The organism is Jiangella aurantiaca, from assembly GCF_004349105.1.
In the GTDB taxonomy this organism is placed as follows: Bacteria; Actinomycetota; Actinomycetes; order Jiangellales; family Jiangellaceae; genus Jiangella; species Jiangella aurantiaca.
Genome location: NZ_SMLB01000011.1, coordinates 102873 through 127725, shown reverse-complemented (window position 1 = coordinate 127725; position 24853 = coordinate 102873). Strand labels below are relative to the sequence as shown.

The window sequence follows — 24853 nt, the reverse complement described above, 5'->3', positions numbered from 1 at the left end:
CCGGGTCGTGGCGACCGCCGACCCGGAAATGATCACGTTCACCACGAAATCTCGTGCTTCACCAGGCCTGCATTCCAAGTGAACGGCCCCCGCCCAACGACACCGAACCCCACCGTCGCGTGATCATGGAGAAACGCCCCTTTCCAGTACCTCCAGAGGGGACCTTCTCCGTGATCAACGGCGATCGGTAGTGCCAGAACGCCAGCGATGGCCGTACGCCCAAAACGCGCGTCGGTCAGCACCAGGCAGGACACCCTGCGCACGCCGATGGCGTTCTGGCTAAGCAGCATCGACTGGGCGAACCTGTCGACCGCCTGGAACCAGGCGCAGATCAGCTCGCGGTACTGCGACCCAAGTACGCGCCTTCCTGGCCGCGCTGCTCATCTCGATGGCGCTGCCGATCGTGATCTTCCTGCTGTTCCAGCGGCTGTTCCTGCGCGGTGCTGGGCTGGGTGGCGCGGTGAAGGGCTGACTTCGTCGTCAGCCCTTCACCATCAACGGACGCCGGCCGCGACGGCATCGCCGGCCAGCGTGACCGCGCCCACCAGCGGCGCGTCGTGAGCGAATCGCGACACGACCACGTCGGGCACGAACACCAGATGGGTGCGCAGCCGCTCCGTCAGCCGCGACACGATCCGCGCGCTAGCGGTCAGGCCGCCGAACAGCACCACGCGCTCGGGGTCGAGCAGCAGCGACATCCCGACGACGGCCCGGGCGAGGGAGTCGATGCGGCGGTCCACGAGGTCGCTCAGCTCCGGGCGGGTGTCGGCGACGAGCTCCGCCGCCCCGCCGCTCAGGCCGTGCGCCGCCGCGAAGTCGTCCAGCACGCGCCCGCCGAAGACCGCCTCCAGGTGTGCCTCGTCCGGATGCAGCGGACCGGAGCCGACCAACGTGTAGCCGATCTCGCCGGCCGCGCCGTGGAAGCCCGGCACGACCTGGCCGCCGACGGTGAGCGCGGCGGCCACGCCGGTGCCGAGACCGAGGACCAGGCCGGGGTCGGCGTCACGGAGCCGGCCGCGCCTCGACTCCGCCAGCGCGGCCGCGTTCACGTCGTTCCACACCGGCACCGGCATGTCGCCCAGCCGCGCGCGCAGCGCGTCGGCCAGCCGCAGCTCGCCCCAGCCCGGGACGTTCGGCGCGAGGTCGATGCCGTCGGGCCGGACCACCCCGGGCGTGGCCACCCCGGCGGCCAGCACCGGCCGGCCGGAGTCGGAGACCAGCTTCTCCGCGGCGTCCAGGGCCCTGGCCAGCGCGCGTTCGGCGCCGTCGTCGGCGTGCGTGGGCAGCCGGACCTGCTCGATGATCGTGCCGTCGGGGTCGGCGAGCGCCAGCGCGATCTTGGTGCCGCCGAAGTCGATGCCCAGTACCTGTCCAGAAGTGGGGACGCTCACGCGGCGATCCGCTCCCGCACCACGTCGTCGAGCAGCCGCGCCGCGGCGTCCAGACGGGACCGGAACGCGGTCAGGTGCGCGGCGGACTCGTCCAGGTGGGCGCGCAGCCGGGCGACCTGCCGTCGCACCGGTGCCGAGCCGGGGCCGTCGGCCTGCTCGCGGTGGAGCACACGGGCGGGGTCGTTGGCCGCCGCGATCAGCTCCTTCGCGGCCGCCTCGGTCACGTCGTCGAGTCCGAGTCCCGCGGCGACCTCGAGGACCGTCGCCGTCGTCCACCGGTCCGGCGGCGCCTCGCGCAGCAACCGGCCCACAACGGAGTGCGCGGCACGGAACGGCACGCCGGACGCGGTGAGGGTGTCAGTGGCGGCCGTCGTGGTGGCGCCGGTGGCGACGATCTCGGCCGCGGCCGGCGTCGACAGCGGCTCGACCCGTGCGACCAAGCCGCCGAGCAGGCGGAAGAACCGCCGCGCCCGGTCGTTGCTCTCCCACAGCCGGGCCTGGACGTCGGTGGTCGCGTTGTTGGAGTCCTCCCACCACGCCGCGCCGACGTTGTTGAGCACCGAGGCGGCGTCGGCCGCAGTGGCCCCGGCCATCGAGATCAGGTGCTCGAACACCACCGGGTTGCGCTTCTGCGGCATGATGCTGCTGCCCTGCGTGAACTCCGGCGGCGTGGTCACCCACTGCCAGCTCAGCCAGTCCATCAGCGTCCGCGCGAACCGGGCGCCCGTCGCCAGCACCTGCGCGTTGACGGTGGCCACTCGCATGAGGTAGTCAGCACCGGCCACCGCCTCGTAGGAGTTGACGATCAGGCCGTCGAAGCCGAGCAGCCGCGCCACCCGTGCCGGGTCGATGTCGAGGTCGGTGCCGGCGAAGGCGCACGATCCGAGCGGCGACACGTTGATCTCGTCGAGCAGCTCCGCGTAGGCGCGGGCGTGCCCGGTGAGCGCTTCGGCGTAGCCGGCCAGCACGTGCCCGATGGTGGTCGGCTGCGCCGGCCGCCGGTGCGTGTACCCGATGACGACGACGTCGGCGTACCGGTCGGCGGCGCCGAGCAGCGCGTCCGCGGTCCCCAGCACCTCGTCCTGCACCGCCGCGACCTGGTCGCGCAAGATCATCCGGAACACGCCCTGGTCGAGGTCGTTGCGGCTACGCGCCAGCTGGACGTCCAGTTCCGATGTGTCGATGCCGGCCGCAGCGGCCAGCCGCTTCTCCACGGTGAAGTAGACGTCCTCGACAGAGCCGTCGTAGGTGAGGGCGGACGGGTCGTCGGCCCGCATCGCCTCCAGGCCGCGCAGCAGGGTGGCGGCGCGCTCTGCCGGGACGAGGCCCTGGTCGGCCAGCATGACCACGTGGGCCCGGCTGGCCTGCACCATCGGGCCGTACAGCATGCCCACGTGGTGCTCGAACGCCACCCGCAGGTGGTTCTCCTGGTAGACGGTCAGGGCCTGGTCAGCCATCGGCCTCTCCTGTGTCGGACGCTCTGGGCGCAGGTGTGACGTGTAGCGGGTCGGTCCCGGGGGCGTCGGGCGGCGGCGCCGCCAGCCAGGCGTCGACGAGCTCGCGCAGCCGCCGCGCGCCCAGCTCGCGGACGCGCCGGCCGGAGTCGTCGCGCACCAGCGACACGTGCCCGGACCAGCCGTCCCACGGTGTGGGCCGGGACTCGATGAGGACGTACGGGCTGGTGGTGGCCAGCCTGGCCCGGGGCGGGAGGTCGCGTGCGGCGGTGAGGTCGACGGCGTCCGGCGCGAACCCGGCGACACCACTGGTCTCGTAGGCGCCGCCGTGGCCACGCGACGGCAGCGGCCCGAACAGCCGCGTCGTCTCCTCCGGCGTGATGAGCTGGAACCAGTTGGCCAGGAGCAGGCTGCACCGATGCCGTCCGGAGACCCATTCCATGGCCGCCCTGACGATCGACATGTTCGCGTCGTGCCCGTTGACCACCAGCACGCGGAGGAAGCCGGCCGCGACGATCCCCTCCAGGACGTCGCACAGGTACGGCAGCGCCACTTCGGGACGGATGCCGATGGTGCCGGGCCACGGGCGGGTCTGGCCCGGGCAGGCGGTGTAGGCGACGGCCGGGTACAGCACTCCTCGCGGTGCGTCGGACGCCTCAGCCCACGCGCGGGCGAACCCCTCGGCGAGCAGCAGGTCGGTGCCCAGCGGCAGGTGCGGGCCGTGCCACTCGAACGCCCCGACGGGCAGGACGGCGAGATCGGCCTCTGTGACGACACCGGGCCAGGCTGCGCCGGTGACCCGGGTGGCGTCGATCAGCCCGCCCACTGCGTCGCCTCCCGGGCCGAGCGGGACGACCGGCCGTTCTCGAGCCGGCCGCTGACGAGCATGACGACGAAGATGAGCACGACCTGCAGCATGCCGTACGCGGCCGCCGTGCCCATCTCGAAGCGGTACATGCTGTTGTTGATGGCGACGGAGATGGGCTCGGTCTGCGACGTGTAGATCAGCACGGACGCGACGAATTCACCCACACCGTGCACGAACGCCAGCAGCGCGCCGGCCACCACGCCGGGCAGGACCAGCCGCACCGTCACCGTCAGGAACGCGCGCGGCCACGACGCGCCCAGGTTGCGGGCGGCCTCCTCCAACGCCGGGTCGATCTGCGCCAGCGCCGCCGACGTCGAGCGGAACACCATCGGCAGGAACCGCACGAAGTAGGCCAGCGGCATGATCCAGAACGTGGCCACCAGCACCTGCCCGAAGCTGAACGCGTTGCCGGTGCTGAACGCGGCGATGAGGTTGATCGCGACGACGGTGCCGGGCAGCGCCCAGGCCAGCATGACGCCGATGTCGAGCAGCGACCGGCCGACGAACCGCAGCCGGCGCACCGCGTACGCGATCAGGACGCCGACGACGATGATGCCGGCCGTGGCCACCGCACTGATGGTCACCGAGTTCAGGATCGGTTCGAAGGCGCGCGGCTCGGCGAAGATCGTGCGGAAGTTCTCCGCCGTGTACTCCGACGGGATCACCTGCGTGGTCCACGAGCCGTCGCGCGAGAACGCCACCAGCGCGATCGTCGCCACGGGCGCGAGCAGCACGGCGACGCCGGCCAGCGATCCGAGCATCGCCAGCCACCGGCCCAGCGGGTTGGTCACCTCGCGCCGGTGGCTGGCGACGCCCTTGGACAGCGAGCGGTAACTGCGCCGGCCCTCGTACCACCGCATGGCCAGGAGGAACAGGATCGACACCACACCGAGGACCGACGCGTACGTCGATGCCAGAGGCATGTCGCCGTTGGTGCGGTTGATGTAGATCTGCATGGTCATGGTCTGGTCGACGCCGAACAGCAGTGGCGCGGTGTACGACGCCAGCGACGTCATGAACACCAGCAGCGCGCCGGAGACCATGGCCGGGGTCAGCATCGGCAGCAGCACCGTGCGCCAGACGCGCAGCCGCGACGCACCCAGGTTGTAGGCCGCCTCCTCGATGGACGGGTCCAGGCCACGCAACGCCGCCGACGCGGCCAGGTAGAAGAACGGGTACATCGTGAACGTGTGGACCACCAGCACGCCGGCGATCCCGCTGACCGCGAGCACCGGCTCCTCGGTCCCGAACAGCTGCTGCAGCGCGCGTGGCAGGATGCCGGTCTCGCTGTAGAGCAGCTGGAACGAGATGGCGCCGATCAGCGGCGGAAGCGCGGCCGGCACCAGGATGATCGCCTCGATCAGCCCGCGGCCGGGGAACTGGAAACGGCGCAGCAGGAACGCCATCGCCACCCCCACCACGCCGCACAGCACCACGCTCGCCACCGAGATGAGGATCGAGTTGATCAGCGACTGGCGGGCCACGCCGCCGGCGGTGAAGAAGCCCGCGTAGTTGTCGCCGGCGTTCTCGGCGACGCTCTCGGAGAACGTCGCCAGCATCGGCTGGACGATGTAGCCCCACAGCACCAGCGCCAGCGGCAGCACCAGGATGTACGGGAACCACCGCGACCCGGTGACGGCACCGCTGCGCAGCCGCCGTGCCGAGGCGGCCGCCGGCGTCTCGGCCGAGGTGACGGCGTCCGGCTCGGTCCGGACGCTCACGGCCGGACCACCCACAGATGCTCCGGCGGCAGCACGACGCCGACGGTGTCGCCGGTGGTCAGCCCGGCGGGCAGCTGGACGGCGGCGACGTGCAGCGGCGTGCCGGCGAGGTCGACCGTCACATGGGTCGACATGCCGGTGAACTCCGTCTCGACGACGGTCGCGCTCAGGCTCCCTGCGGCGTCGAGCCCCGTGAGCCGGACGTGCTCCGGACGCACCGACACCAGCGCGGTGGCCGACTCGCTCAACCCGTGGGCCTCCGGTGCTGCGGCCCGGAGGGTGACACCGTCCGGGCCCGCGACCTCGACCTGCTCCGGCCCGGCCCCGACGACCGGGAGCGAGAGGACGTTGCTGCGGCCGATGAACGTGGCGACGAACCGGTTGGCCGGGCGCCGGTAGATCTCCTCCGGCGCGCCCACCTGCTGCACCGTGCCGCCGTTCATGACGGCGATGCGGTCCGACATGGCCATCGCCTCGGCCTGGTCATGGGTGACGTAGACGGAGGTGGTGCCGGCCTCCCGCTGGATGCGGCGGATCTCCAGCCGGGTCTCCTCGCGCAGCTTGGCGTCGAGGTTCGACAGCGGTTCGTCCAGCAGCAGCGTGCGCGGCCGGATCACCAGGGCGCGGGCCAGCGCCACCCGCTGCTGCTGCCCACCGGACAGCTGGTCGATGCGGCGGGCGCCGTAGCCGGACAGATGCACCTGTTCCAGCGCCTCGTCGATGCGGCGTTTGGCCTCCGTGCCGCGCACCTTGCGGGTCTTCAGTCCGTAGCCCACGTTCTGCGCCACGCTGAGGTGCGGGAACAGCGCGTAGTTCTGGAACACCATGCCGGTGTCGCGCTTGTTCGGCGCCTGCCGCGTGACGTCGTCGGAACCGAAGAAGATCCGTCCCGAGGACGGGAAGTAGAACCCCGCGACCATCCGCAGCGTCGTCGTCTTCCCGCACCCGCTGGGACCCAGCAGCGTGAAGAACTCCCCGTCCCGGATGGTCAGATCGACCTCGTCCACCGCGGGATCGCCGGAGCGGGCGAACACCTTGCTCACCGCATCGAGCCGGACCTCGACCATGTCTCACCTCTTCTTCGAGCGCCCGGCGGGCGCACGGTCTCGCGCGCCCGCCGGTCTGCCGGGCGGTCAGCCCTTGTTCTTGATGTTCTCGTTCCAGTAGTTGATCCAGTCCGTCTCGTTCTGGCCGACGGTGGCCCAGTCGACGTCCATCGGCTGCAGGTCGAGGTTCGCCAGCCACTCCGGCTGCTCGGAGATCTCGACGGTCGGGATCTGGAAGTAGTCGGCGGCGAGCTCGGCACGCAGCCCGTCGTCGAACAGGAACTCCAGGAACTGCGTGGCGGCCTCGCTGTCGCCGCCGGCCACCGCGGCGACGCCGTCCACCAGCACCGGCGCGCCGGAAGCGGGCAGGACGTAGCCGAAGGGCATGTTCTGCTGCTCGGCCTGGATGAGGATGTCCTGCAGGTTCCAGGCGCTGAGGACGCCCTGCTCACGCGACATCTTCAGATAGAGGTCGGCCGGGTTGGCGGCGTACTCCGCGGTGTTCGCGTCCAGCTGCTTCAGCCACTCGTAGCCCGGCTGCGGGTCCTGGCCGTCCGGGGACTCCTTGAGGATCATCGCGGCGTAGATCGAGCGCATGGTGCCCGACGCGGCCACGTCGCGGATGATGATCTGGTCCTTCCACTTCGGGTCGAGCAGGTCGTCCCAGTCCTGCGGCGCCTCGTCCTCGGAGAGGGCCGCGTTGTTGTACATGATCACCTCGGGCAGCAGGATCTCGCCGAACCAGCGGCCCTCGGGGTCCTTGTGCTCGTCGGCGATGTCAGCGGCGAACGCGGGCTCGATCGGCTCGAGCAGGTCCTCCGCGGCGGCGGCGTCCAGCCCCTGCTGGGTGCCGCCCCACCAGACGTCGGCCTGCGCGTTCGAGGCCTCGGCGCGAACCCGCTCGAGCACCTCCTGGGCGCCGAGGTTCAGCACCTCGACGTTGCCCGCGTACTCGGGATACTCCTCCTCGAACCGCTCGATCACGAAGTCGGTGATGTTGGAGTCGCGGGCGCTGTAGATGGTGAGGCTACGCGATTCCGGGTCGCCGCCGCCTTCGGACGTGGTGTCGCTGTCGTCGCCGCCGCAGGCGGTGAGGACCATGCCGAGCGCGACGGTCGCGCCGAGCACGATGATGGGGCGTCGCATGGGTGACCTCCAGTGAGTGGGTGATGACGTGCGAAGCAGGGGTGCGCGCTGGGCTGAGCCGCGCGGTGGTGTCAGGTGGCCGGTACCGCCATCAGTCCGGCAGCGGTGAGTGCGGAGCTGATGGCGCCGTGCAGGACGGCGCGCTCCCCGAGCGCGCCGCGGCGGATCTCCACCGGCGCCGGCACGTCGGCGTCGACCAGTTCCTGCAGCCGGGCCAGCGCGGCGTCGTCGAGCTCGGCGGCCGCCCCGCTGAGCAGCACCCGTCCGGGGTCGACGACACACGCGCACGAGATGACCAGCCGCGACCACGCAACCAGCACCTCGTCGAGATACGCACGGGCGCCGGCGGCGGCAGGCCCTTCGCCGGCCGCGGCGGTGACGAGAGCGGTGACCGGGCCGGCGCCGTCCCGGTCGATGCCGGCGTCGTCGAGGTGACGCGCGATGGCGCTCTCGGACCACCGTGCCTCGAAGGCACCGACGCCGTCCCGGGTGTGCGCATCCCGGTCCAGCGTCATGAACCCGACCTCGCCGGCCGCGCTCGAGGCGCCCCGGCGGACCCGGCCGTCGAGCATGAGCCCGGCGCCCACGCCGTCGGTGACGTACAGCAGCATGAGATCCCGGACGTCGCTGCCGGCGCCGGCGGCGTGCTCGCCGGCCACCATGAGGTTGACGTCGTTGTCGACGACGACGGACACGCCGAGGCGTTCCCGGATGCCCTCCCCGATCGACCGGGTCTCGACCACGCCGACGGACGGGGCCAGCCGGACCTCGCCGTCGGCGGTGACGCCGGGCACCGCGACCGCGACGCCGCGGAGCTCCGGACGGCCCGCGCCGGCCAGCCGCGGCACGACGTCGCAGATGGTGGCGACGATGTCCGGGCCGAGTGGCACGTCGTCGTGGGCGATGACGCTGCCGTCGCTGTCGGCGATCTCGCACCGCGCCTGGTGTGGCTGCAGTGCCACCGCCGCGACCAGCTCCGCGCGCGGGTTGAACTCCAGTTTCTCTCGGGGGCGGCCGGCGCGCGACGACTCGGCGCCGCGTTCGATCAGATAGCCTTCGGCGATCAGCTCGCGGACGAGCGGTGTGAGGGTCGCAGGACTCAGCCCGGTCAGTTCGGTGAGTTGTGATCGCGACAGCAGCCGGGCCTGACGTGCCGCGGAGATGACCGCGGACCGCTTGATCTCCCGGGAACGCTCCCGTCGCACGGGGCTCGCGGGGACCTCTGATTGCGCCTTCACCGTTATTTTGTACGGCGAAGGAACTACTGCGGTCAAGACACGTTTCGGACACGGCGGGTCTCGGCCCGTTATTTTTCGTTCTCCGAAGGAAAAAGCTCGCGAACTCTTGCCAACCGGCCGGAGACGTCCCTATGGTCGCCATTCGAAGGCCTTCTGGGACGCTCGGCCGGCGTCCGCTCTTGCTTTGAATCGCGCTGTCGTCGCGCGTCGTAGAGAGGGCTCAAATGGACGTGAACCTGAACCGCCGTAGTTTCCTGCGTGGGACCGGCGCCGTCACCGCGGCGGCCGTCGGCGCCGCCGCCGGTCTGCGGCTCCTGACACCCGCGGAGCGGGCACTGGCCGAGCCGGGAGGGGCGGTCGACCTGGACATCCTCTACATCGGTGCCCATCCCGACGACGAAGCCGGCACGCTGGGCGCGCTGGGTCAGTGGAACGAGTACCACGATGTCCGCGCCGGCGTCATCACGATCACCCGGGGTGAGGGCGGCGGCAACGCCGTCGGCCTGGAGGAGGGCCCGCCGCTGGGTCTGCTGCGCGAGGCCGAGGAGCGCCGCGCGGTGGCCTACGCCGGCATCGAGCACGTCTACAACCTCGACGGTCTCGACTTCTACTACACCGCCAGCGCTCCGCTGAGCGAGCAGATCTGGGGGCACGACAGCACCCTCGGACGCATCGTCCGGGTCATCCGCGCGACCCGGCCGAGCGTCATCGTCACGATGAACCCGTCGGCGACCGACGGCAACCACGGCAACCACCAGCAGGCGGCCAAGCTCGCCGTCGAGGCCTACTACGCCGCCGCTGACCCCGAGCGCTTCCCCGAACACGCCGACGAGGGCTTCCAGCCGTGGCGGGTCGGCCGGATCCTGCAGAGCGGCGCCGTCGGCAGCGGCCCGCTGGGCCCGGACGGTCCCACCGTCGGCCACACCCCGAACGTCGCGACGGACGTGGTGTTCGGCACCTGGGACGGCACTGTGTCGGAGCGCCACGGCGGCGAGCGGTGGAGCGTCGTCAAGACGTGGGCGGCGCGCGAGTACATCTCCCAGGGCTGGGGCACGCGGGCGTTCCCGCCGTCCGACCCGGCCCGCATCTCCAGCCAGTGGTTCACGCTGATCGACACCCGGACGCCGTACCCTGCGCCGACGTCCGGCGACCTGGCGGCCATCGAGGGCGCGGCGCTGCAGGCGCCCGGCGGGCTACCGCTTGGCACCGAGTTCTACCTGGAGGCGCCCAGCTTCCGGGTACTGCCGGGAACGTCGTTCGAGCTGGTCGCGTACGCTCGCGCGGCCGCGCGGCAGCCTGTACCGAACGCCACGGTCACTGTCGACGTGCCCGACGGGTGGACGATCAGCGGGTCCGGCGAGCTGGGCGTGCTCGCGCCTGGACGGCCGGCGGCGGCGCGCTTCACCGTCACGGTCCCGGCCGGCGCCGTGATCGGCGAGCGGTTCACCCTGCGGGGCACGCTCACCACTCCTCGGCAGGGGAGCGGCGCGGTCGACGAGGTCGTGGAGATCGGCGCGCCGGTGTGCGGGACGCTGGAGCCGTTGCCGGAGATCGCCCAGTTCCGCGAGTGGACGGCGGCCAACCGGGTCGAGCACCTGGACAGCCTCATCCTGCCGCTGCTGGCGCTGGGCAGCGGGCGCAGCCGCGAGATCCGCGTCGACCTGGCCAACACCAGCGACCGCCCGCAGTCGGGCACGGTGACGCTGTCGGTGCCGGCTGGCTTCGGCGTCTCCCCCGCGAGCCGGCCGTACCAGGACCTGGCTCCGGGTGCCACCGGCGCGGTGACGTTCACCGTCACCAACACCGACAGGTCGCTGCCGACGTCGAACCGGGCGCCGAACGACGGCCGCTACCCCATCGAGATCGTCACGACGTACGGCGGCGGTAGCGGCACCCAGGACGCCGCGCTGCTGCTCGTGCCGTCGCTGGAGCTGGTGAAGGCGACGACGCCGCCGCGCGTCGCCGGCGACGTCGACGAGAGCGAGTTCCCCGGCGACGTCATCGACATCTCGACCCGCTGGGAGGGCGAGCGGGCGCCGGCCGCGGACATCTCCGGGCACGCAAAGATCACTTACACCGACGACGCCTTCTACGTCTACGTGAACATCACCGACGACGTCCTGGGCTTCGTGCTGCCGCCCGAGGACACCAAGCGGCAGCGGCGCACCGACTCCGTCGAGATCAACATCGATCCGCGCGGCACGTCGGCCAACACGTCGACGGTGTTCATCGCCGGTATCTTCCCGATCACCGACGACCCCGCGAACGGCAACCCACCGAGCTTCCACCGCGACCGCGACAACCGGCAGGGCCCGGGACCGGAGACGGCACCGGGCATGGAGGTCGCGTCGCGGGTCGGCGACCCCTACACCGGCTACACCGTGGTGGCGAAGATCCCGTTCGACGTGCTGCCCGACACCCTCGACCCGCAGCACGTGGGCTTCAACATCCTGATCAACGACTCCGACACGCAGGACAAGGCCAGCCAGACCCGGATCGGCTGGTCCACCTGGCAGGGCGTGCGTGCGGACCCGTACCGGTGGGCCGTCGTCACCCTGCCCGACCTGGCCGCGCAGCCGTCCTCGCCGAAGGAGCCGGTCCTGCCCGACACCGCCGCCAAGAGCGTCGAGTCGGCGCAGAGCATCCTGCAGTCGGCGGGCGACAACGTCCCGCTGGGCGGCTGGCGCTCGCTCGGCGACGGGTCGGTCGAGGTGCTGTCCGCGTCGGCCGCGGCCGGGTCGGTCACGGCACAGCTGCGTGCCTGGCGCGGCGGCCGGGCGCGGATCTTCGTCTGGGACGGCACGGCGGTGCTGGGCCGGCTCGACCAGGAGCTGGCGGCCGGCCGGCACACGGTGACCATTCCGCTGTCCGGTGCCGGCGGCGGCTCGGACCGCTGGCTCGTGGTCTCGCTGGAGTCTGGCGAAGCCAACGACGCCGCGGCCTACCGGTTCTGACGACTGGTTCCCTCGCGGCCGCTGCGGCGGCCGCGAGGGACGTGGGCTTACGGCACGAGCCGCGCGGTGGAGGCGTGGACCGCGCCGTCGCCGGCGAACGTCACCCGGGCGCCCAGCCAGTGGCCGTCCGGCGGCGCGACGCAGCCACCGCGGCCCGTGGTGAGTTCGGCCGACTTCGTGCCGCGGTCGAACCGCACCGGCTTGCCCGGGAAGCCGAACCCGTTGTCGGCGTTGACCAGGCAGATCTCGTCGATGCGGCCGTGCTCGCCGCGGTTCACCTCGATCGCGGAGCCGACCGCCTCACCGGCGGCGGCGACGATGAGCGCGGGCTGGTTGGTCTGGACGCCGTCCGCGCCCATCGCCCGGGCCTGCACGAACTGCGCGACCTCCTGCTCCGGGCCGGCGTCATACGCGTGCGGCATGACGATCGCGCAGGCGTCGTGGGCGGCCGCGATCGACTCCGGCGTGTACTCGTCCAGCCGGGAGCCGAACACCTTGAAGATCTCCGCGATCTCGTAGATCAGGAAGTTCGGCTCCCACCGGTCACGGTTGTAGATGAGCCGGGCGCCCGGCTCGGCGATGAAGATGCGCGGGTCTCCCGAGTTGAAGATCGACTCCTCGACGAGGCCGTACTCGCCGACCAGCACGGCCAGTTCGCCCTCTTCGGTGACCGAGCCCTTGATGTCCAGCTCGATGCCCTTGCCGGCCTGCTGTGCGAGTGCCAGGACCTCCTCCAGGGACGCCACCTGGGCAGGGTCGTAGGCGCTACCCTTCCACGGCGCGTAGTCGGCCGCGTTGAGCGCCCGGACCTCGTCGAACGTGAGGTCGGCGATGTTGCCGGTGCCGTCGGTGGTGCGGTCGACGGTGGAGTCGTGCAGCGTGACGAACCGGCCGTCCTTCGTCTGCTGGACGTCGACCTCCACCAGGTCGACGCCGTAGGCGAACGCGTACGCGTAGGAGTCCAGCGTGTTCTCCGGCGCCAGCGTCAGCGCACCGCGGTGCGCGGAGATGACGGCGTCGGCCGAGCCCTGGTCCGGGGTGCCGGCGTCGGCCCAGCGGTCCGGCTCGGGCATCTGGTCGCAAGCGGGCGGGTCGGTCAGCGGCCGGAGCTGGGCCAACGCCTGCCGGTACTGCTCGATCCGCGGGTCCTCCTCACCCTCGGCGCCGGCCTGCGTCGCGGCCAGCCCGGTGAGCAGCACGATCGCACCGACGGCCGCCACCGTCCGGCGCAGCGTCCTCACGCCCATGTCTGATCCTCTCGACGAGCTCTTGGGGGCTCGTCGAGTATTCGCCCTGCCGTCCGACCGGCCGGTGAACCGCGGACGACGGCGGCACGGCGTCCTCGCGACGGTTGGATGCCGCCCACGCCGCTCGCCGTTGATCACGGAGAAGATCCCCTTTCGAGGCGCCGGAGAGGGGCGTTTCTCCATGATCAACGCGATGCACGTCTACCCGGCGAGTCGATCAAGCCGCACCGACGACGGACTCGCGCGCCGTACGCCGGTGTTCGGCCACTGCCAGCGTGCCGAGCACCACGAGCACGAACGCCGACGCCACCAGACCGCTCTGCCCGGCCATGACGGGGACGCCGGCCAGCAGCAGGACCACCGCGACGACCGCAGGCCAGCCGATGCGGTGCCGGATCCGGACCCCGCAGGCGATGAGGCCGAGCAGGAACAGCGCCGGACCACCGAGGACGGCCAGCGCGCCGGCGACCTCCAGGTCATAGTCGGGGTGCGCGACCACCAGCTCGTCGCCGACCGCCGTCAGCACGATGCCGGCGACGATCGGCAGATGCAGGTACGTGTAGATGTCGCGGCCCAGGGCACCGACGTCCTCGGTCCTGCTGTTCCTCATGCGCCGGGCGATCAGGGGTGAGGCCCCCGAGAAGTACAGCCACCAGAGCGCCACCGAACCGAGGAACGACAGCCCGAGTGCCAGGCCGACCTCACCACTCATGCCGGCGCCCGCGGCGGTGGCGCCGGTCAGCACGATGCTCTCGCCCAGCGCGATGATGATGAAGAGCTGGAACCGCTCGGCGAAGTGGTGACCGTCGATGGACCACTGGCTCATCGGCGTCGCGCCGAGGCCCGGGAGCCAGTACCGCGCCATGGGCGCGGCGAGGTCGAGCGCCAGCGCGGCCAGCCAGAGCGGCCAGCGGGCGTCGTCGACGAGTCCGCCGGCCACCCAGAGCGGTGCCGACAGCACACTCCACGCGAGGATCTGGCGGAAGTTCTGGTTGAACACGCCGGGTGGTGTCGCCGCGACGACGAACAGGTTGCGGCCGATCTGCAGACCCGCGTAGCTGCACGCGAACAGCAGTGCGAGATCGCTGAAGCCCTCCGGGATGGCCACCGCCATGAGCAGACTGGCCAGCATGACGAAGACCAGCACCAGCCGCACCGGCGCCGTCTCCGGGTCGAACCAGTTCGCCATCCAGGTCGTGTAGTTCCACGCCCAGTAGACCGCCACCAGCATGAACGCCGTCTCGGCCACGCCTGTCCAGCTCAGGTGGGCGGCCAGCAGGTGATGCGAGAGCTGGGTCACGGCGAAGACGTAGACGAGGTCGAAGAACAGCTCGAAGAACGTGGCCCGCTGCTCCTGGCCGGGCGCCCGGATGAGCCGGATCGCCGGGATCACCGGGCCGTGGTCGCGTGTCGCGTCGGACATGAGGCGGAGCGTAGTACCGCCGCTCCCCCGCGGCGACGAGCGTTCGCTCAGCGCGTCACCGCGCGCCACGCTCGCGGAGCGCGGCGAGGATCGCCGCGTCGGACCGCTGCCCGGCGAGATCGCCGGCCGCCGTGTCGATCGTCAGCTGCCGGGCGACGACGTCGAGTCTCGCGCTGTCGACCTCGGCCGGCGGCCGGTAGGCCAGGGTGAGGTCCAGGACGGCGGTCGCGGTGTCGACGGCGGCCTGCTTGACGGCGCCCGTGTCGCCAGCAGCCGCCGCGTCCGCCAGCCGGGCGAGCGCGTCGTCCAGCTCGGCGGCGAGGGCGGCCGGCGCCGTGTCGTCGGGCCGGTCCCGCCAGGCGGTCGTCATCGCGTCGACCCGGCCACGGACGACGGCGGCGCCGGCACCGGCGCCCGCGTCGTCGAAGACTCGCGCGGCACCATCGGCGAGCTCCGTCAGCACGGCCGGAACCGGACCGGGAGTGGCGTCGGCGGGGACCGCCAGCGCGACCTCGACGAGCTCGTCGGCGGCCTCGGCGCGGAACTCCCCGTACCCGGGCGCGAAGACCTTGTGCTCGACCGCGCCGTCCAGGAGCCGCTCCTCTGTGGCGATCGCGCCGTGCACCGCGCCGCGCGGCCCGTCGACGATGACCTCGGCGTCCTGGACGGTGACCTCCTCGAACACCAGGTCCGGGATGTTCTCGGGCCGGTACACGTCGCCCTCACGCGGGTCCGCGGGCATGATCAGCCCGCCCGGTCCGTCGCGACCGGCGAGCCAGCTGCCGTCGTGGTCGGCGAGCGCACCGTCCTCGTAGTTGTCGACGTACTCGCCGAGATACCAGACGCCGCCGTCGTCGGCCTGCGCGTAGTAGTCGAGCGCCACTTCGACGATGCGCCCGGCCCGGTAGGCGACGTACTGGGACACGACGGCCTCGATCCGCTGGCCGGCCCAGGTGATCGTCCGCGTCCGCGGCAGCGTCGTGACCTCGACGCGCAGCGGCTCGCCCTCCTCCTGGCCCAGCTGGATCGTCTGGTCACCCACCGCCAGGGGGAACAGCGGGTTCGTGACGGCGCTCCGCTCGGCGAACGACGGCGTGCCGGTGTCGACGCGCTGAGTGGCGGCGTCGCCGGTCTCCTGGCTCGCGCCGCAGCCGGCGAGCACGAGGCCGGCCGCCACGACGGCGACCCCTGGGCGCGCGCGCATCTCAGTCGCCGCCGGCGCCGTCGGACTCGTCGCCGAGTACGGTGAAGTCCTTGTCCAGGTGGACGTCGACCTGCGTCCCGTCGTCGAGCGTGACCTCGACCTCGTAGAAGCCCTCTTCGTCGCCGGCCTCGGTGCCGGTGACCGTGCCGCCGCCCGTGTGATCGAGGGCGGCCGCACTGGCCCGTTCGAGGGCGTCGCCGGTGATGGGTTGCTCGCTGTCGTGGTCCGCGGCGGCCGCGCCCGTGACGGCGATCGCCCCGGCCGCCGCCACCGCCGCCGCGCCGCCGCCGATCCATGCCTTCGGGTGCCTCATCGTCCCGCTCCTTCCCGGTGTTCCGCGGTGATGGCACGAGCGTGCGCCCCCGGCGCTGAACCGGCGCTGAACGGCGCACGCCCCCCAGCGCCAAGCACCGACGGGCCATCCCCCGTTGATCTTGGAGTTGTTCGGCCATTGCGGGGCGATATGTCCGATAGATGGCCGAACAACTCCAAGATCAACGAGTAGGGAGGTGCACGACGATCCGGGCGCCGCCGCCCGCGGCCGCGTCCACCGACACCGTGCCGCCGTGGGCGCGGACCAGCTCGTCGACGATGGCCAGGCCCAGGCCGGCGCCGCCGGCGCCGCGGTCGCGGGCCTCGTCGAGGCGGACGAAGCGGCGCAGGACGCGCTCGCGGTCGGCCGGCGGGATGCCGGGACCGTCATCCTCGACGGCCAGGACCGCCGCGCCGTCGCGCACCGCGACCGACAGCGTGACGACCCCGGCCGCATGCCGGGCGGCGTTGTCGCCGAGGTTGCGCAGCACGCGGCGCAGTGCCGCCGCGTCGCCGGTCACCCGGGCCGCGGCGACACCGGTCGTGTCCACCTCGACGTCGGCCGCCCGTAGCCGCGCCGCCTCCTCCAGCACGAGGTCGTCGAGGTCGACGGGGTGCGCGGCGGGCCGCAGCAGCTGCTCGTCGGCGCGGGCGAGCACCAGCAGGTCGTCGACCAGGCGCTGCACCCGCAGGTCCTCGGCCAGGACAATGCCCGCGAGGTCCGGCACGGTGGTGCGGTCCGGGTGGGCGAGGGCGACCTCGGCATGCTGCCGGATCGACGCGACCGGCGAGCGCAGTTCGTGCGAGGCGTCGGAGACGAACGCGCGCTGCCGCGTCTGCGCCTCCTCCAGGCGATCCAGCATCCGGTTCATGGTGCGGGCCAGCCGGGCGATCTCGTCGTCGCCGCGGCCGGCGGGCACTCGGCGGTGCAGCTCGGCGGCGGAGATCTCGTCGACCTCCGCCCGGACGGCCTCGACCGGCGCGAGCGCCCGGCCCGCCGTCCACCACGTCGTGACCGCTACGACGGCGAGCAGCACCGGCAGGCCGACGCCGAGCAGGCGCGTCACGACCGCGGTCGCCTCGGCGACGTCGTCGGCCGACTGGCCGGCCACGACGGTCCGGTCGCCGGCGCGGAGCGCCACGGCCAGCATGTCCTCGCCGGCGACGTCCACCCGCGCGGTGTCGCCGGGACTCACGTCGACGGCCGCGGCCCCGGCCACGTTCGGCGTCGCCGCGACGACCCGGCCGTCGGCGGAGACCACCTGCACGAACCCGTCGTCGTCGGAGGTCAGCCGCGGATCCGCGGAGTCGACCGACTCCGCCCGGGCCCGCGCCGCGTCGGCCACCTGCTCGAGCAGCGTCGACCTCATGACGGCGACCAGCGCGACGCCGCCGAGCAGCAGCGCCAGCCCGACGATCACCACCGCGCCGACCGTCGTGCGCAGCCGGACCGAGCCCCAGCGGCTCCGCAGAACCGGGTCAGCCGCCATCGACGGCCATCCGGTAGCCCGCGCCCCGCACCGTCTCGATGCCCCGGCGCCCGAACGGGCGGTCGAGCTTCGTGCGCAGATGCCCGACGTAGACCTCGACGATGTTGGGGTCGCCGTCGAACGCCTCGTCCCACACATGCCGCAGGATCTCCGACTTCGACAGCACCTCGCCGCGCCGGCGCAGCAGGAACTCCAGCACGGAGAACTCGCGTGCGGTCAGCTCCACCTCCTGCTCACCGCGCCAGGCCCGCCGGGAGCCGGGATCGGCCCGCAGGTCGCCCGCCTCGAGGACGACCGGCCGTTCCCGCAGGTCGCGGCGGAGCAGGGCACGTAGCCGCGCGACCAGCACGTGGTGCGAGAACGGCTTGGTGAGGTAGTCGTCGGCGCCGGTCTCGAGGGCCTCGACCTCGTCCCACTCGCCGTCCTTGGCGGTGAGCACCAGGATCGGCGTCCACACGCCGCGCTCGCGCAGCCGGGCGCAGACCTGGTAGCCGTTCAGCCCGGGGAGCAGCAGGTCGAGCACGATCGCGTCGTACGGGTGCTCGGCGGCGGACCAGAGCCCGTCGGTGCCGGTGTGGGCGACGTCGACGGCGAACCCCTCGGCCTCGAGGCCGGCGCGGATCCCGTCGGCCAGCCGCCGCTCATCCTCGACCACCAGGACGCGCATCGCGTCACCTCCGGTCCCGAGCCTGCGGTGACTCGCCTGAATCCGCGCTGAACGCCCCGACGACGGCGCCGAAGGCGAGGTGGTCGAGCCACTGCGGCCCGCGCGGCAGCGTCCGGATCGCCGGGTAGCGACGGCCGATCAGCTCGAGGTCGAGCGCCGCGATCGCGGCCCCCGCGGCCAGCCCGCCCGCCACGCCCAGCGGCCGCCGCCGCGCGACGGCGAACAGCACCGCCGTCCAGCCGGCGCTCACCACGACATGGGCGACCACGCCGCCGGCGACCGACGGACGGGACCGACGGCCCGGCAGCAGCGTGCCGGCCGCTCGAGTGGACGCCAGCACGTCCCCGCCCGTGACCGCCGCGTACGCCGTCGACGGCAGCCCGCTCAGCACCGCGGCCACCGCCGCGACCCGCACCGTCCGGGGCAGTTCCATAACGCCCAGTCTGGTCCTTCCTGCGACCCGGTCGCACCCCCGTTGCCGGGCAGTCGACGCCGTGCCGTAGCCGGCGCGAACCCTGGGCGAACAACGGGCGACGAGCATTGCCGCCGGGAACTCCGGCGAACCAGGGTGTTCCCGGCGGATGCCGGACCCAGGAGGGTTATGCAAAACCGACGGGCTCTAGGTGGCCGAAGGTCCCCTAAGTCCTCAGTCCTCGGTCCAGTGCGTATGTCGACTGGAGAGAGTTCGTGATCTTTGCATAACCCGACTTCTGAATAGGGCTGTAGTCCGGAAAGGTGCGCATGTCGACGAGTCGGGTGGTTCGCGCGGCCGTGGCCGGCGTCGTGGCCGTCCTCGTCCTGCTGCCGGCCGCGGCGCCCGCCCTGGCGCACGTGCGCACCAGCGACGGCTGGTCGCAGATCCGGACCAACGGCGACCGCGTCGACTACCGCCTTGGCGTGGAGTACGAGATCCTCGCCCGCGCCATAGGCATGGGCACGGCGGCGATCGAGGCACCCGACGACGGCAGCCGCCGGGCCGCGCTCGAAGAGCACCACGACCTCATCGAGACCTACCTGACCGACCGCGTCCGCGTCTTCGTCGACGGGGTCGCGTGCACGATGACGCTGGACGGGTCCGGCGTCCAGCAGCTGCCCGCCACCGACGCCACCGCCGAGGACGTCCCCTACGCCGTGCTGGACCTGAACTACAACTGCCATGGGGCGACGTCCGGCCGGTACGTCGTCGACTACTCGGTGTTCTCCGGGGCCGGCTCGGACGCCGTCGTCGACGACCACACCACCACCGTCGACTACGACCTCGGCGGCGAGCGCGGCCGGGTCGTGCTGGACGGCGGCCATCCCCGGTTCAGCACCGGCGAGCAGTCGTTCGGCGACTCCGCGCTGCGGTCCGCCGGGCTGGGCGCGCAGCGCGTCCTCACCGGCCTGGACCACGCCCTGTTCGTCGCCGCGCTGGCCATCGGCGCGACGGGGCTCGGGCAGCTGGCCCGCGCGGTCGCCGCGTTCGCCGTCACCAGCAGCGCCGGGCTGCTGGCCGCCGTCGCCGGCTGGGTCAGCGTGCCGGACCAGATCGTCGGCCCGCTGGTCGCGCTGTCGGTCGTCTACGTCGCCGCGACGAACGTCGTCGGGCCGGAGTCGCGCTGGCGGCTGCCGGTGGTCGCCGCCGCCGGCCTGCTGCACGGGCCGGCGTTCGCCGGCGAGCTGCGGTTCGCCGACGACCTCGGTTGGGACCTGGTGACGTCGTACGCGGGCTTCAACCTCGGCCTCGAGCTCGGCATCGCCGTCCTGGCCGCCGGGCTGTTCGGGCTGGCCGCCGCCGGCCGGCGCCACGCGTGGTTCTCGCTGGCCCACGTGGTCGCGGCCGCCGCGACCGTCGTGACCGGGCTGGCGTGGTTCGTCCACCGGTTGCTGTGACCCCAGTGAATGGAGACGAAGTGAGAACGCTCAGCGCACGCCTCTCCCCGGAGGCGCTCGGCCGCTACCGCCGTGCGGTCTACGCGTCGCTGGCCGTGCTGGTGGGGCTCGCCCTCATAGGCCCCGTCGCGACCGTCGTCGCCGAGACGATCGCCGCCTCGGCCGCACAGGTCAGCGGCGTCGTGTTCGAGGACGCCAACGGCAACGGCCGGCAGGACGCCGGCGAGCCAGGTGTCGCCGGCGTGAGCGTGTCCGACGGCGTCGCGCTGGTCGAGACCGACGCCGAGGGCCGCTACCAGCTGGAGATGGCCACCGACCGGCGCCTGAGCGACATGGTGTTCATCACCCAGCCGTCCGGCTACGTGGTGGGGACCGACGAGTTCATGACGCCGCGGTTCTACCGGAACTTCGGCCAGGTACCGGCCGGTGAGGCGCGGACGGCGGACTTCGCGCTGACCCGCGACCCGGGCAGCGGCAGCTCGACGTTCTCGTTCGCCAACATCGCCGACCCGCACGTCAACCCGCAGCTGCCGGAGCAGATCCACGAGATCAACTCCACCTCGAACGACATCCCGTTCATCGCCGTCAGCGGCGACCTCACGAACAACGCGACCGACGCGGAGTTCAACAACTACAAGAACGCGACCGCAGGCTCGGACGTGCCGGTGTGGCCCGCGGTGGGCAACCACGAGTACTTCTCCGGCGGCGGCACCGGCTATGCCGCGCGCATCGACAACTACCGCCGGCACGTCGGCCCGGAGTGGTACTCGTTCGACTACGGCAACCGGCACTTCCTGGTGCTGGAGAACAACGGCCAGGCACCGTTCGACGAGCAGCTCAGCTGGATCCGCCGCGACCTGGAGGCCAACGTCGGCGACAAGGAGCTGGTCGTCCTCGCGCACCAGCCGATGAACGTGCCGTTCGGCTCGCCGTCGACGTACGACCAGTACGGCGACCTGTTCGACCAGTACGGCGCCGAGCTGATGCTGGTCGGCCACGAACACTCCAACGACGTCGAGCCGAACAGCGAGTTCGCGCCGTCGGCGAAGCACATCCAGACGGTGTCCAGCTCGTACACGATCGACAACGCGCCGCGCGGTTTCCGCTTCATCCACATGCGCGGCGACCAGTTCGAGAACCCCTTCCGGATGTACGGCGTGGACCAGGCGCTGACGATCACCAGCCCGGCCCCGGGCAGCGAGGTCGGCGCCGACGGTCACCGCACCGGCTTCCCGGACATCCAGGTCAACGCGTACGACACCGCCGACGACGTGGTCCGGGTCCGGTACCGCATCGACAACGGCTCGTGGCGCAGTCTGAAGCCGACCGGCGAGCTGACCTGGCACTCGGAGTTCGTCGGCCGTGCGCCGGCGCCCGGTGCGCACACCATCGAGGTCGAGGCGGTCAGCGAGGGCGGCGAGCGCTGGACCGAGTCGGCGGACTTCACCATGACGACCGAGCCGCTGGTCGCGCCTGTTGCCGGTTCCGACTGGACCCAGCACCACGGCGACTCCGCGCATTCAGGCGTGGCCACCGACGTCGTCGACCCCGGGCTGGAGCTGGCGTGGAGCTACCGCACGCCGGGCACGTTCCTCACCGGCTCGCCGGTCATCGCCGACGGCGTCGTGTACGCCGGCACCCGCGACGAGAACGGCGACGGCAACGCCGCGCTGCACGCCGTCGACCTCGCCACCGGCGAGAAGCTGTGGGAGTTCCCGGTGCCATCGTCGGTCGTCGGCACCCCGGCGATCCTCGGCGACACGGTGTTCGTCGGCACGCTGCGCGCGCAACTGTTCGCCGTCGACCGCGCGACCGGCGAACTGGTCTGGCAGCGCGACACCGAGGAGGCGCCGGACCCGAACAACCAGCGCGCCTATGGCTACTACTCCCCCGCCGTCGCCGACGGCAAGGTGTACTGGGCCTACCAGACCCGCTACGGCCCGGCCAGTCAGGGCCTGCTGGTCGCGCTCGACCCAGAGGACGGCAGCGAGCTGTGGGCGTCCCCGATGGCCGGCGCGACGATGAGCGACGGCACGCCCGCGGTCGCGGACGGGCGGGTCTTCGTCGGCAGCCAGACCGCCGACCGGGTGCTCGCGTACGACGCTGCCACCGGCACCCGGCAGTGGCAGTCGTCGGCCGTGCTCGGCGGCTGGCAGGACGGCATCCCCGCCGCGGGCGGCGGCCGGGTGTTCATCGGCTCGAACAACGGCATCATCGCCCGCGACGCCGCCACCGGCCGCGACCTGTGGACCTACCGCAGCCCGCACGCGTCGCGGGTGTCCAGCGGCGCCACGCCGTCGGCGCCCGTCGTCGCCGGCGAGATCGTCTACATGGGCTTCCCGAGCGGCGCGGTGACAGCGCTCAACGCACGCACCGGCGCGGTGCTGTGGGACCGGATGCTGCCTGGCGGGACCTACACCGGTGGCGTACTGTCGTCGCCCGTTCTCAGCGGCGAGACGCTGTTCGTCGGCGCCAACAACGGCTACTTCTACGCTCTGGACAGCGTGACCGGGCAGCCGCTGTGGCAGTACGAGATCGGCACCTGGGTCGGCTCCGGCCCGGCGGTCAGCGGCAACACCGTCGTCGCCGGCGCGTGGGACGGCAACCTCTACGCGTTCACCCCCGGCGGCGAGGCGGCGGCGCGCTGGGCCCGGGTCACCGGGACGGTGACGGATGAGGCGACCGGCGCGCCGATCGCCGACGCCCGCGTGGTCGCCACTGCAGGCGGCACGTCGCTCTCGACGACCACCGACTCGCAGGGCCGGTACGTGCTCGGCCTGGCGCCGGGGAGCTACACGCTGTCGACTGCGAAGCGGGCGTTCCTGCCGACCAGCGGCTCGTCCGCGACGGTGACGGTGGGCAGCACCGGCACGCAGACGGCGGACCTCGAGCTGGTCGAGGTGACCGGCCCGACGGCCGGCGCGTCCACCGTCGTGCCCGACTACGGCTCGGGCAGCCCGCGCACCGACGCGGTGGCCGGCGAGACGTACCACTTCACCATGAACGAGCGCGTCCAGGCGACCATCTCGTCCCGGGCGGCCGCGAACAACCTGCCCGGCACGCTGGCCGCGGGCAGCCTCGGCGACCTGTTCCTGCTCGACGGCACCGCGCAGGAGACGCTGGACTGGAGCGAGCTGATGCTGTCGCGGACGGCCGGCGGCCCTGGCACGCCGGACTGGAACCGTCCGAACGACTGGCTGAACCTCACCGACATCGGCGCCGACGGCGACACCGTCGTGGCCTCCGGGTCGGCACGCGTCGACGGCGACCTGAAGACGACGCTGCGCTACCGTGCGCTGGGCGACGCGCCGGTCGTCAAGATCACCCTGGACATCCAGAACACCGGCACGTCGGACTTCGACGGGTACTTCCAGTACCTGCTCGACCCCGACAGCGCGCAGGACGTCGCGTACGTGCCGGGCATCGGCCGCAACGACCCCGGCTACGTCCGGTCGGGCTGGACCGACAACTTCGTCTACGTCGGCTCGACGACGGTCCGGCCGGTCCCTGCGCACGGGCTGGCCTGGCTGGAAGACGAGCCGTACGCGATCAGCGGGTTCGGCTACGTCACCGGCACGTGGTTCGACGCCAGCGTCGACGCCGGCGACACCCGGACCATCACCTGGTACCACATCACCGACTACCCGGGCGCCGGGCACGTCTCCTCCAACATCGCGCAGTGGGCCGACCGGCTCGACCTGCTCGACGACGAGGTGGCCGACCGGTCTCGTGTGGGCGGCACGGTGACGCAGTCGGACACCGGTGCGCCGGCCGCGGGCGTGCTGGTGGAGGCGGTGGACGGGTCGGGCGCTGTGGTCGGCGCGGCGCGGACGGCGGCGGACGGCCGTTACCTGATGGCGCTGGACCCGGGCGACTACACGCTGCGGGTGGCGACGCTCGGCTACGCGACGGCGTCGGTGCCCGCTTCGGTGGTGGCCGGCGCGACCGCGACGGCGGACGTCGCGCTGACGCCGGTGACCGTGCTGGCCAGCACCGGCCGGCAGCTCTCCGGCGGCACCGCCGAAGGCGGCTTGCAGGACGTCGTCATGGAGAACGACAAGCTCGCCATGACGATCTCCAAGGTGTTCAACGACGGCCAGCTGCCGAACTCCACCGTCGGCAAGCCGATCGACCTCGCCGTCCGTGGCAGAGCCGACCAGCTGGACTGGCTGAACCTGCCGTACATCGTGGACGAGCAGCCGACCGGCACCGAGGCGTGGCAGCAGACGACCGTCCGGAACAGCGGCCTCGAGATCGTCCAGGCCACGGGCGACCAGGCGGTCGTGCGCACCACCGGGACGTCGTCGGCGCACCCCGGCGTCACCGTCGAAACGACGTACACGGTACGCCCCGGCGAGGAGTGGGTCCGGGCCTCGACGGTGTTCACGAACACCGGGACGTCGGACCTGAACGTCTGGGTCGGCGACGCCATGGACTGGGACGGCGCCGGCCAGCGGATCGGCGTTCCCGGCCACGGCGTCATCACGACGCCCTACGAGAGCCCAGCGTCGTACGAGCCGGCGGGGCGCTGGATCGGCGCCACCGGCACCGACCCGCAGACGTACGGGGTCATCTACGCGGGCGACGACGCGTTCACCGCCTACGGCAACGGGAACTGGGTGATGAGCCGGTTCCAGGTCGAGATCCCGGCCGGCGGGAGCTACACGCTGGACCGGCGGGTGGTCGCGGCCGCCAACGGTGGGGCGTCGAACCCGTTCGCGGTGCTGGACCAGCTGGCCGCGCGCTGATGCCCCTCGCCCTTCCCCGTCGTCCGGCGCTTCGCCGGGCGGCGGGGAACGGCCCGTTTTCAGCCGTTTCAT

Annotated in this window: 17 protein-coding genes; 3 read left to right on the top strand and 14 right to left on the bottom strand. The window is 72.3% G+C overall.

The genetic code is table 11. From position 1 onward, the window contains the following. Positions 1–494: 494 nt before the first annotated feature. The 7 genes from E1262_RS11020 to E1262_RS10990 form a co-directional block, all read right to left on the bottom strand. Positions 495–1391 (bottom strand): ROK family protein, encoded by an 897-nt coding sequence (locus tag E1262_RS11020; RefSeq protein ID WP_132103176.1) that lies wholly within the window; start codon positions 1389–1391, stop codon positions 495–497. Further along, the gene (locus E1262_RS11015; RefSeq protein WP_132103175.1) at positions 1388–2848 is read right to left on the bottom strand and encodes an argininosuccinate lyase; all 1461 of its coding nucleotides are present in this window, start codon (positions 2846–2848) and stop codon (positions 1388–1390) included. The genes E1262_RS11020 and E1262_RS11015 overlap by 4 nt, the downstream gene beginning before the upstream one ends. After that, on the bottom strand, positions 2841–3671 hold the full coding sequence (locus tag E1262_RS11010; protein WP_132103174.1) for a creatininase family protein: 831 nt from the start codon (positions 3669–3671) through the stop codon (positions 2841–2843). The genes E1262_RS11015 and E1262_RS11010 overlap by 8 nt, the downstream gene beginning before the upstream one ends. Continuing rightward, on the bottom strand, positions 3659–5434 hold the full coding sequence (locus E1262_RS11005; protein ID WP_132103173.1) for an ABC transporter permease: 1776 nt from the start codon (positions 5432–5434) through the stop codon (positions 3659–3661). Before E1262_RS11005 ends, E1262_RS11010 begins: the two co-directional genes overlap by 13 nt. Beyond that, positions 5431–6501: an ABC transporter ATP-binding protein gene (locus tag E1262_RS11000; protein ID WP_132103172.1), complete on the bottom strand. Its 1071-nt coding sequence runs from the start codon at positions 6499–6501 to the stop codon at positions 5431–5433. The genes E1262_RS11005 and E1262_RS11000 overlap by 4 nt, the downstream gene beginning before the upstream one ends. 66 nt (positions 6502–6567) lie before the next feature. Further along, positions 6568–7626, bottom strand: coding sequence for an extracellular solute-binding protein (locus E1262_RS10995; RefSeq protein ID WP_132103171.1), 1059 nt, complete (start codon positions 7624–7626; stop codon positions 6568–6570). Positions 7627–7697: 71 nt separating this feature from the next. Next, a complete protein-coding gene (locus E1262_RS10990; RefSeq protein WP_203453761.1) occupies positions 7698–8831 on the bottom strand; it encodes an ROK family protein in 1134 nt (377 codons plus the stop codon). Positions 8832–9088: 257 nt separating this feature from the next. On the opposite strand from E1262_RS10990, the gene E1262_RS10985 reads away from it, so the two are divergent. After that, entirely contained in the window at positions 9089–11818 is a 2730-nt protein-coding gene (locus E1262_RS10985) for a sugar-binding protein (RefSeq protein ID WP_132103169.1), read from the top strand. Between the two features lie 47 nt (positions 11819–11865). Here E1262_RS10985 and E1262_RS10980 read toward each other — a convergent pair whose 3' ends face one another. From E1262_RS10980 to E1262_RS10950, 7 genes are all read right to left on the bottom strand, one after another. Continuing rightward, on the bottom strand, positions 11866–13065 hold the full coding sequence (locus E1262_RS10980; RefSeq protein ID WP_203453760.1) for a glycerophosphodiester phosphodiesterase: 1200 nt from the start codon (positions 13063–13065) through the stop codon (positions 11866–11868). Positions 13066–13282: 217 nt separating this feature from the next. Continuing rightward, entirely contained in the window at positions 13283–14488 is a 1206-nt protein-coding gene (locus E1262_RS10975; protein WP_132103168.1) for a low temperature requirement protein A, read from the bottom strand. A 55-nt stretch (positions 14489–14543) separates the two neighbouring features. Then, positions 14544–15692, bottom strand: a complete 1149-nt coding sequence (locus E1262_RS10970) for a hypothetical protein (RefSeq protein ID WP_132103167.1) — start codon at positions 15690–15692, stop codon at positions 14544–14546. 1 nt (position 15693) lies between these two features. Beyond that, positions 15694–16005 carry a PepSY domain-containing protein gene (locus E1262_RS10965; protein ID WP_132103166.1) on the bottom strand — a complete coding sequence of 104 codons (312 nt, stop codon included), beginning with the start codon at positions 16003–16005 and terminating at the stop codon, positions 15694–15696. Positions 16006–16186: 181 nt separating this feature from the next. Beyond that, positions 16187–17494: a sensor histidine kinase gene (locus E1262_RS10960; RefSeq protein WP_132103165.1), complete on the bottom strand. Its 1308-nt coding sequence runs from the start codon at positions 17492–17494 to the stop codon at positions 16187–16189. Beyond that, a complete protein-coding gene (locus E1262_RS10955) occupies positions 17484–18161 on the bottom strand; it encodes a response regulator transcription factor (RefSeq protein WP_132103164.1) in 678 nt (225 codons plus the stop codon). The genes E1262_RS10960 and E1262_RS10955 overlap by 11 nt, the downstream gene beginning before the upstream one ends. Before the next feature lie 4 nt (positions 18162–18165). Then, positions 18166–18594 (bottom strand): hypothetical protein, encoded by a 429-nt coding sequence (locus E1262_RS10950; protein WP_132103163.1) that lies wholly within the window; start codon positions 18592–18594, stop codon positions 18166–18168. 308 nt (positions 18595–18902) lie between these two features. Here E1262_RS10950 and E1262_RS10945 point away from each other — a divergent pair, with 308 nt between their 5' ends. Beyond that, complete coding sequence (locus tag E1262_RS10945) at positions 18903–20033, top strand: HupE/UreJ family protein (RefSeq protein ID WP_132103162.1); 1131 nt, start codon at positions 18903–18905, stop codon at positions 20031–20033. 20 nt (positions 20034–20053) lie between these two features. Further along, positions 20054–24781 carry an outer membrane protein assembly factor BamB family protein gene (locus tag E1262_RS10940; protein WP_162605863.1) on the top strand — a complete coding sequence of 1576 codons (4728 nt, stop codon included), beginning with the start codon at positions 20054–20056 and terminating at the stop codon, positions 24779–24781. Positions 24782–24853: the final 72 nt, after the last annotated feature.

Coding starts and splice junctions, on each gene's coding strand:
- E1262_RS11015 (WP_132103175.1), bottom strand. CDS start 2,848: ATGGCTGACCAGGCCCTGACCGTCTACCAGGAGAACCACCTGCGGGTG.
- E1262_RS11000 (WP_132103172.1), bottom strand. CDS start 6,501: ATGGTCGAGGTCCGGCTCGATGCGGTGAGCAAGGTGTTCGCCCGCTCC.
- E1262_RS10995 (WP_132103171.1), bottom strand. CDS start 7,626: ATGCGACGCCCCATCATCGTGCTCGGCGCGACCGTCGCGCTCGGCATG.
- E1262_RS10985 (WP_132103169.1), top strand. CDS start 9,089: ATGGACGTGAACCTGAACCGCCGTAGTTTCCTGCGTGGGACCGGCGCC.
- E1262_RS10980 (WP_203453760.1), bottom strand. CDS start 13,065: ATGGGCGTGAGGACGCTGCGCCGGACGGTGGCGGCCGTCGGTGCGATC.
- E1262_RS10975 (WP_132103168.1), bottom strand. CDS start 14,488: ATGTCCGACGCGACACGCGACCACGGCCCGGTGATCCCGGCGATCCGG.
- E1262_RS10970 (WP_132103167.1), bottom strand. CDS start 15,692: ATGCGCGCGCGCCCAGGGGTCGCCGTCGTGGCGGCCGGCCTCGTGCTC.
- E1262_RS10965 (WP_132103166.1), bottom strand. CDS start 16,005: ATGAGGCACCCGAAGGCATGGATCGGCGGCGGCGCGGCGGCGGTGGCG.
- E1262_RS10960 (WP_132103165.1), bottom strand. CDS start 17,494: ATGGCGGCTGACCCGGTTCTGCGGAGCCGCTGGGGCTCGGTCCGGCTG.
- E1262_RS10955 (WP_132103164.1), bottom strand. CDS start 18,161: ATGCGCGTCCTGGTGGTCGAGGATGAGCGGCGGCTGGCCGACGGGATC.
- E1262_RS10950 (WP_132103163.1), bottom strand. CDS start 18,594: ATGGAACTGCCCCGGACGGTGCGGGTCGCGGCGGTGGCCGCGGTGCTG.
- E1262_RS10945 (WP_132103162.1), top strand. CDS start 18,903: ATGTCGACGAGTCGGGTGGTTCGCGCGGCCGTGGCCGGCGTCGTGGCC.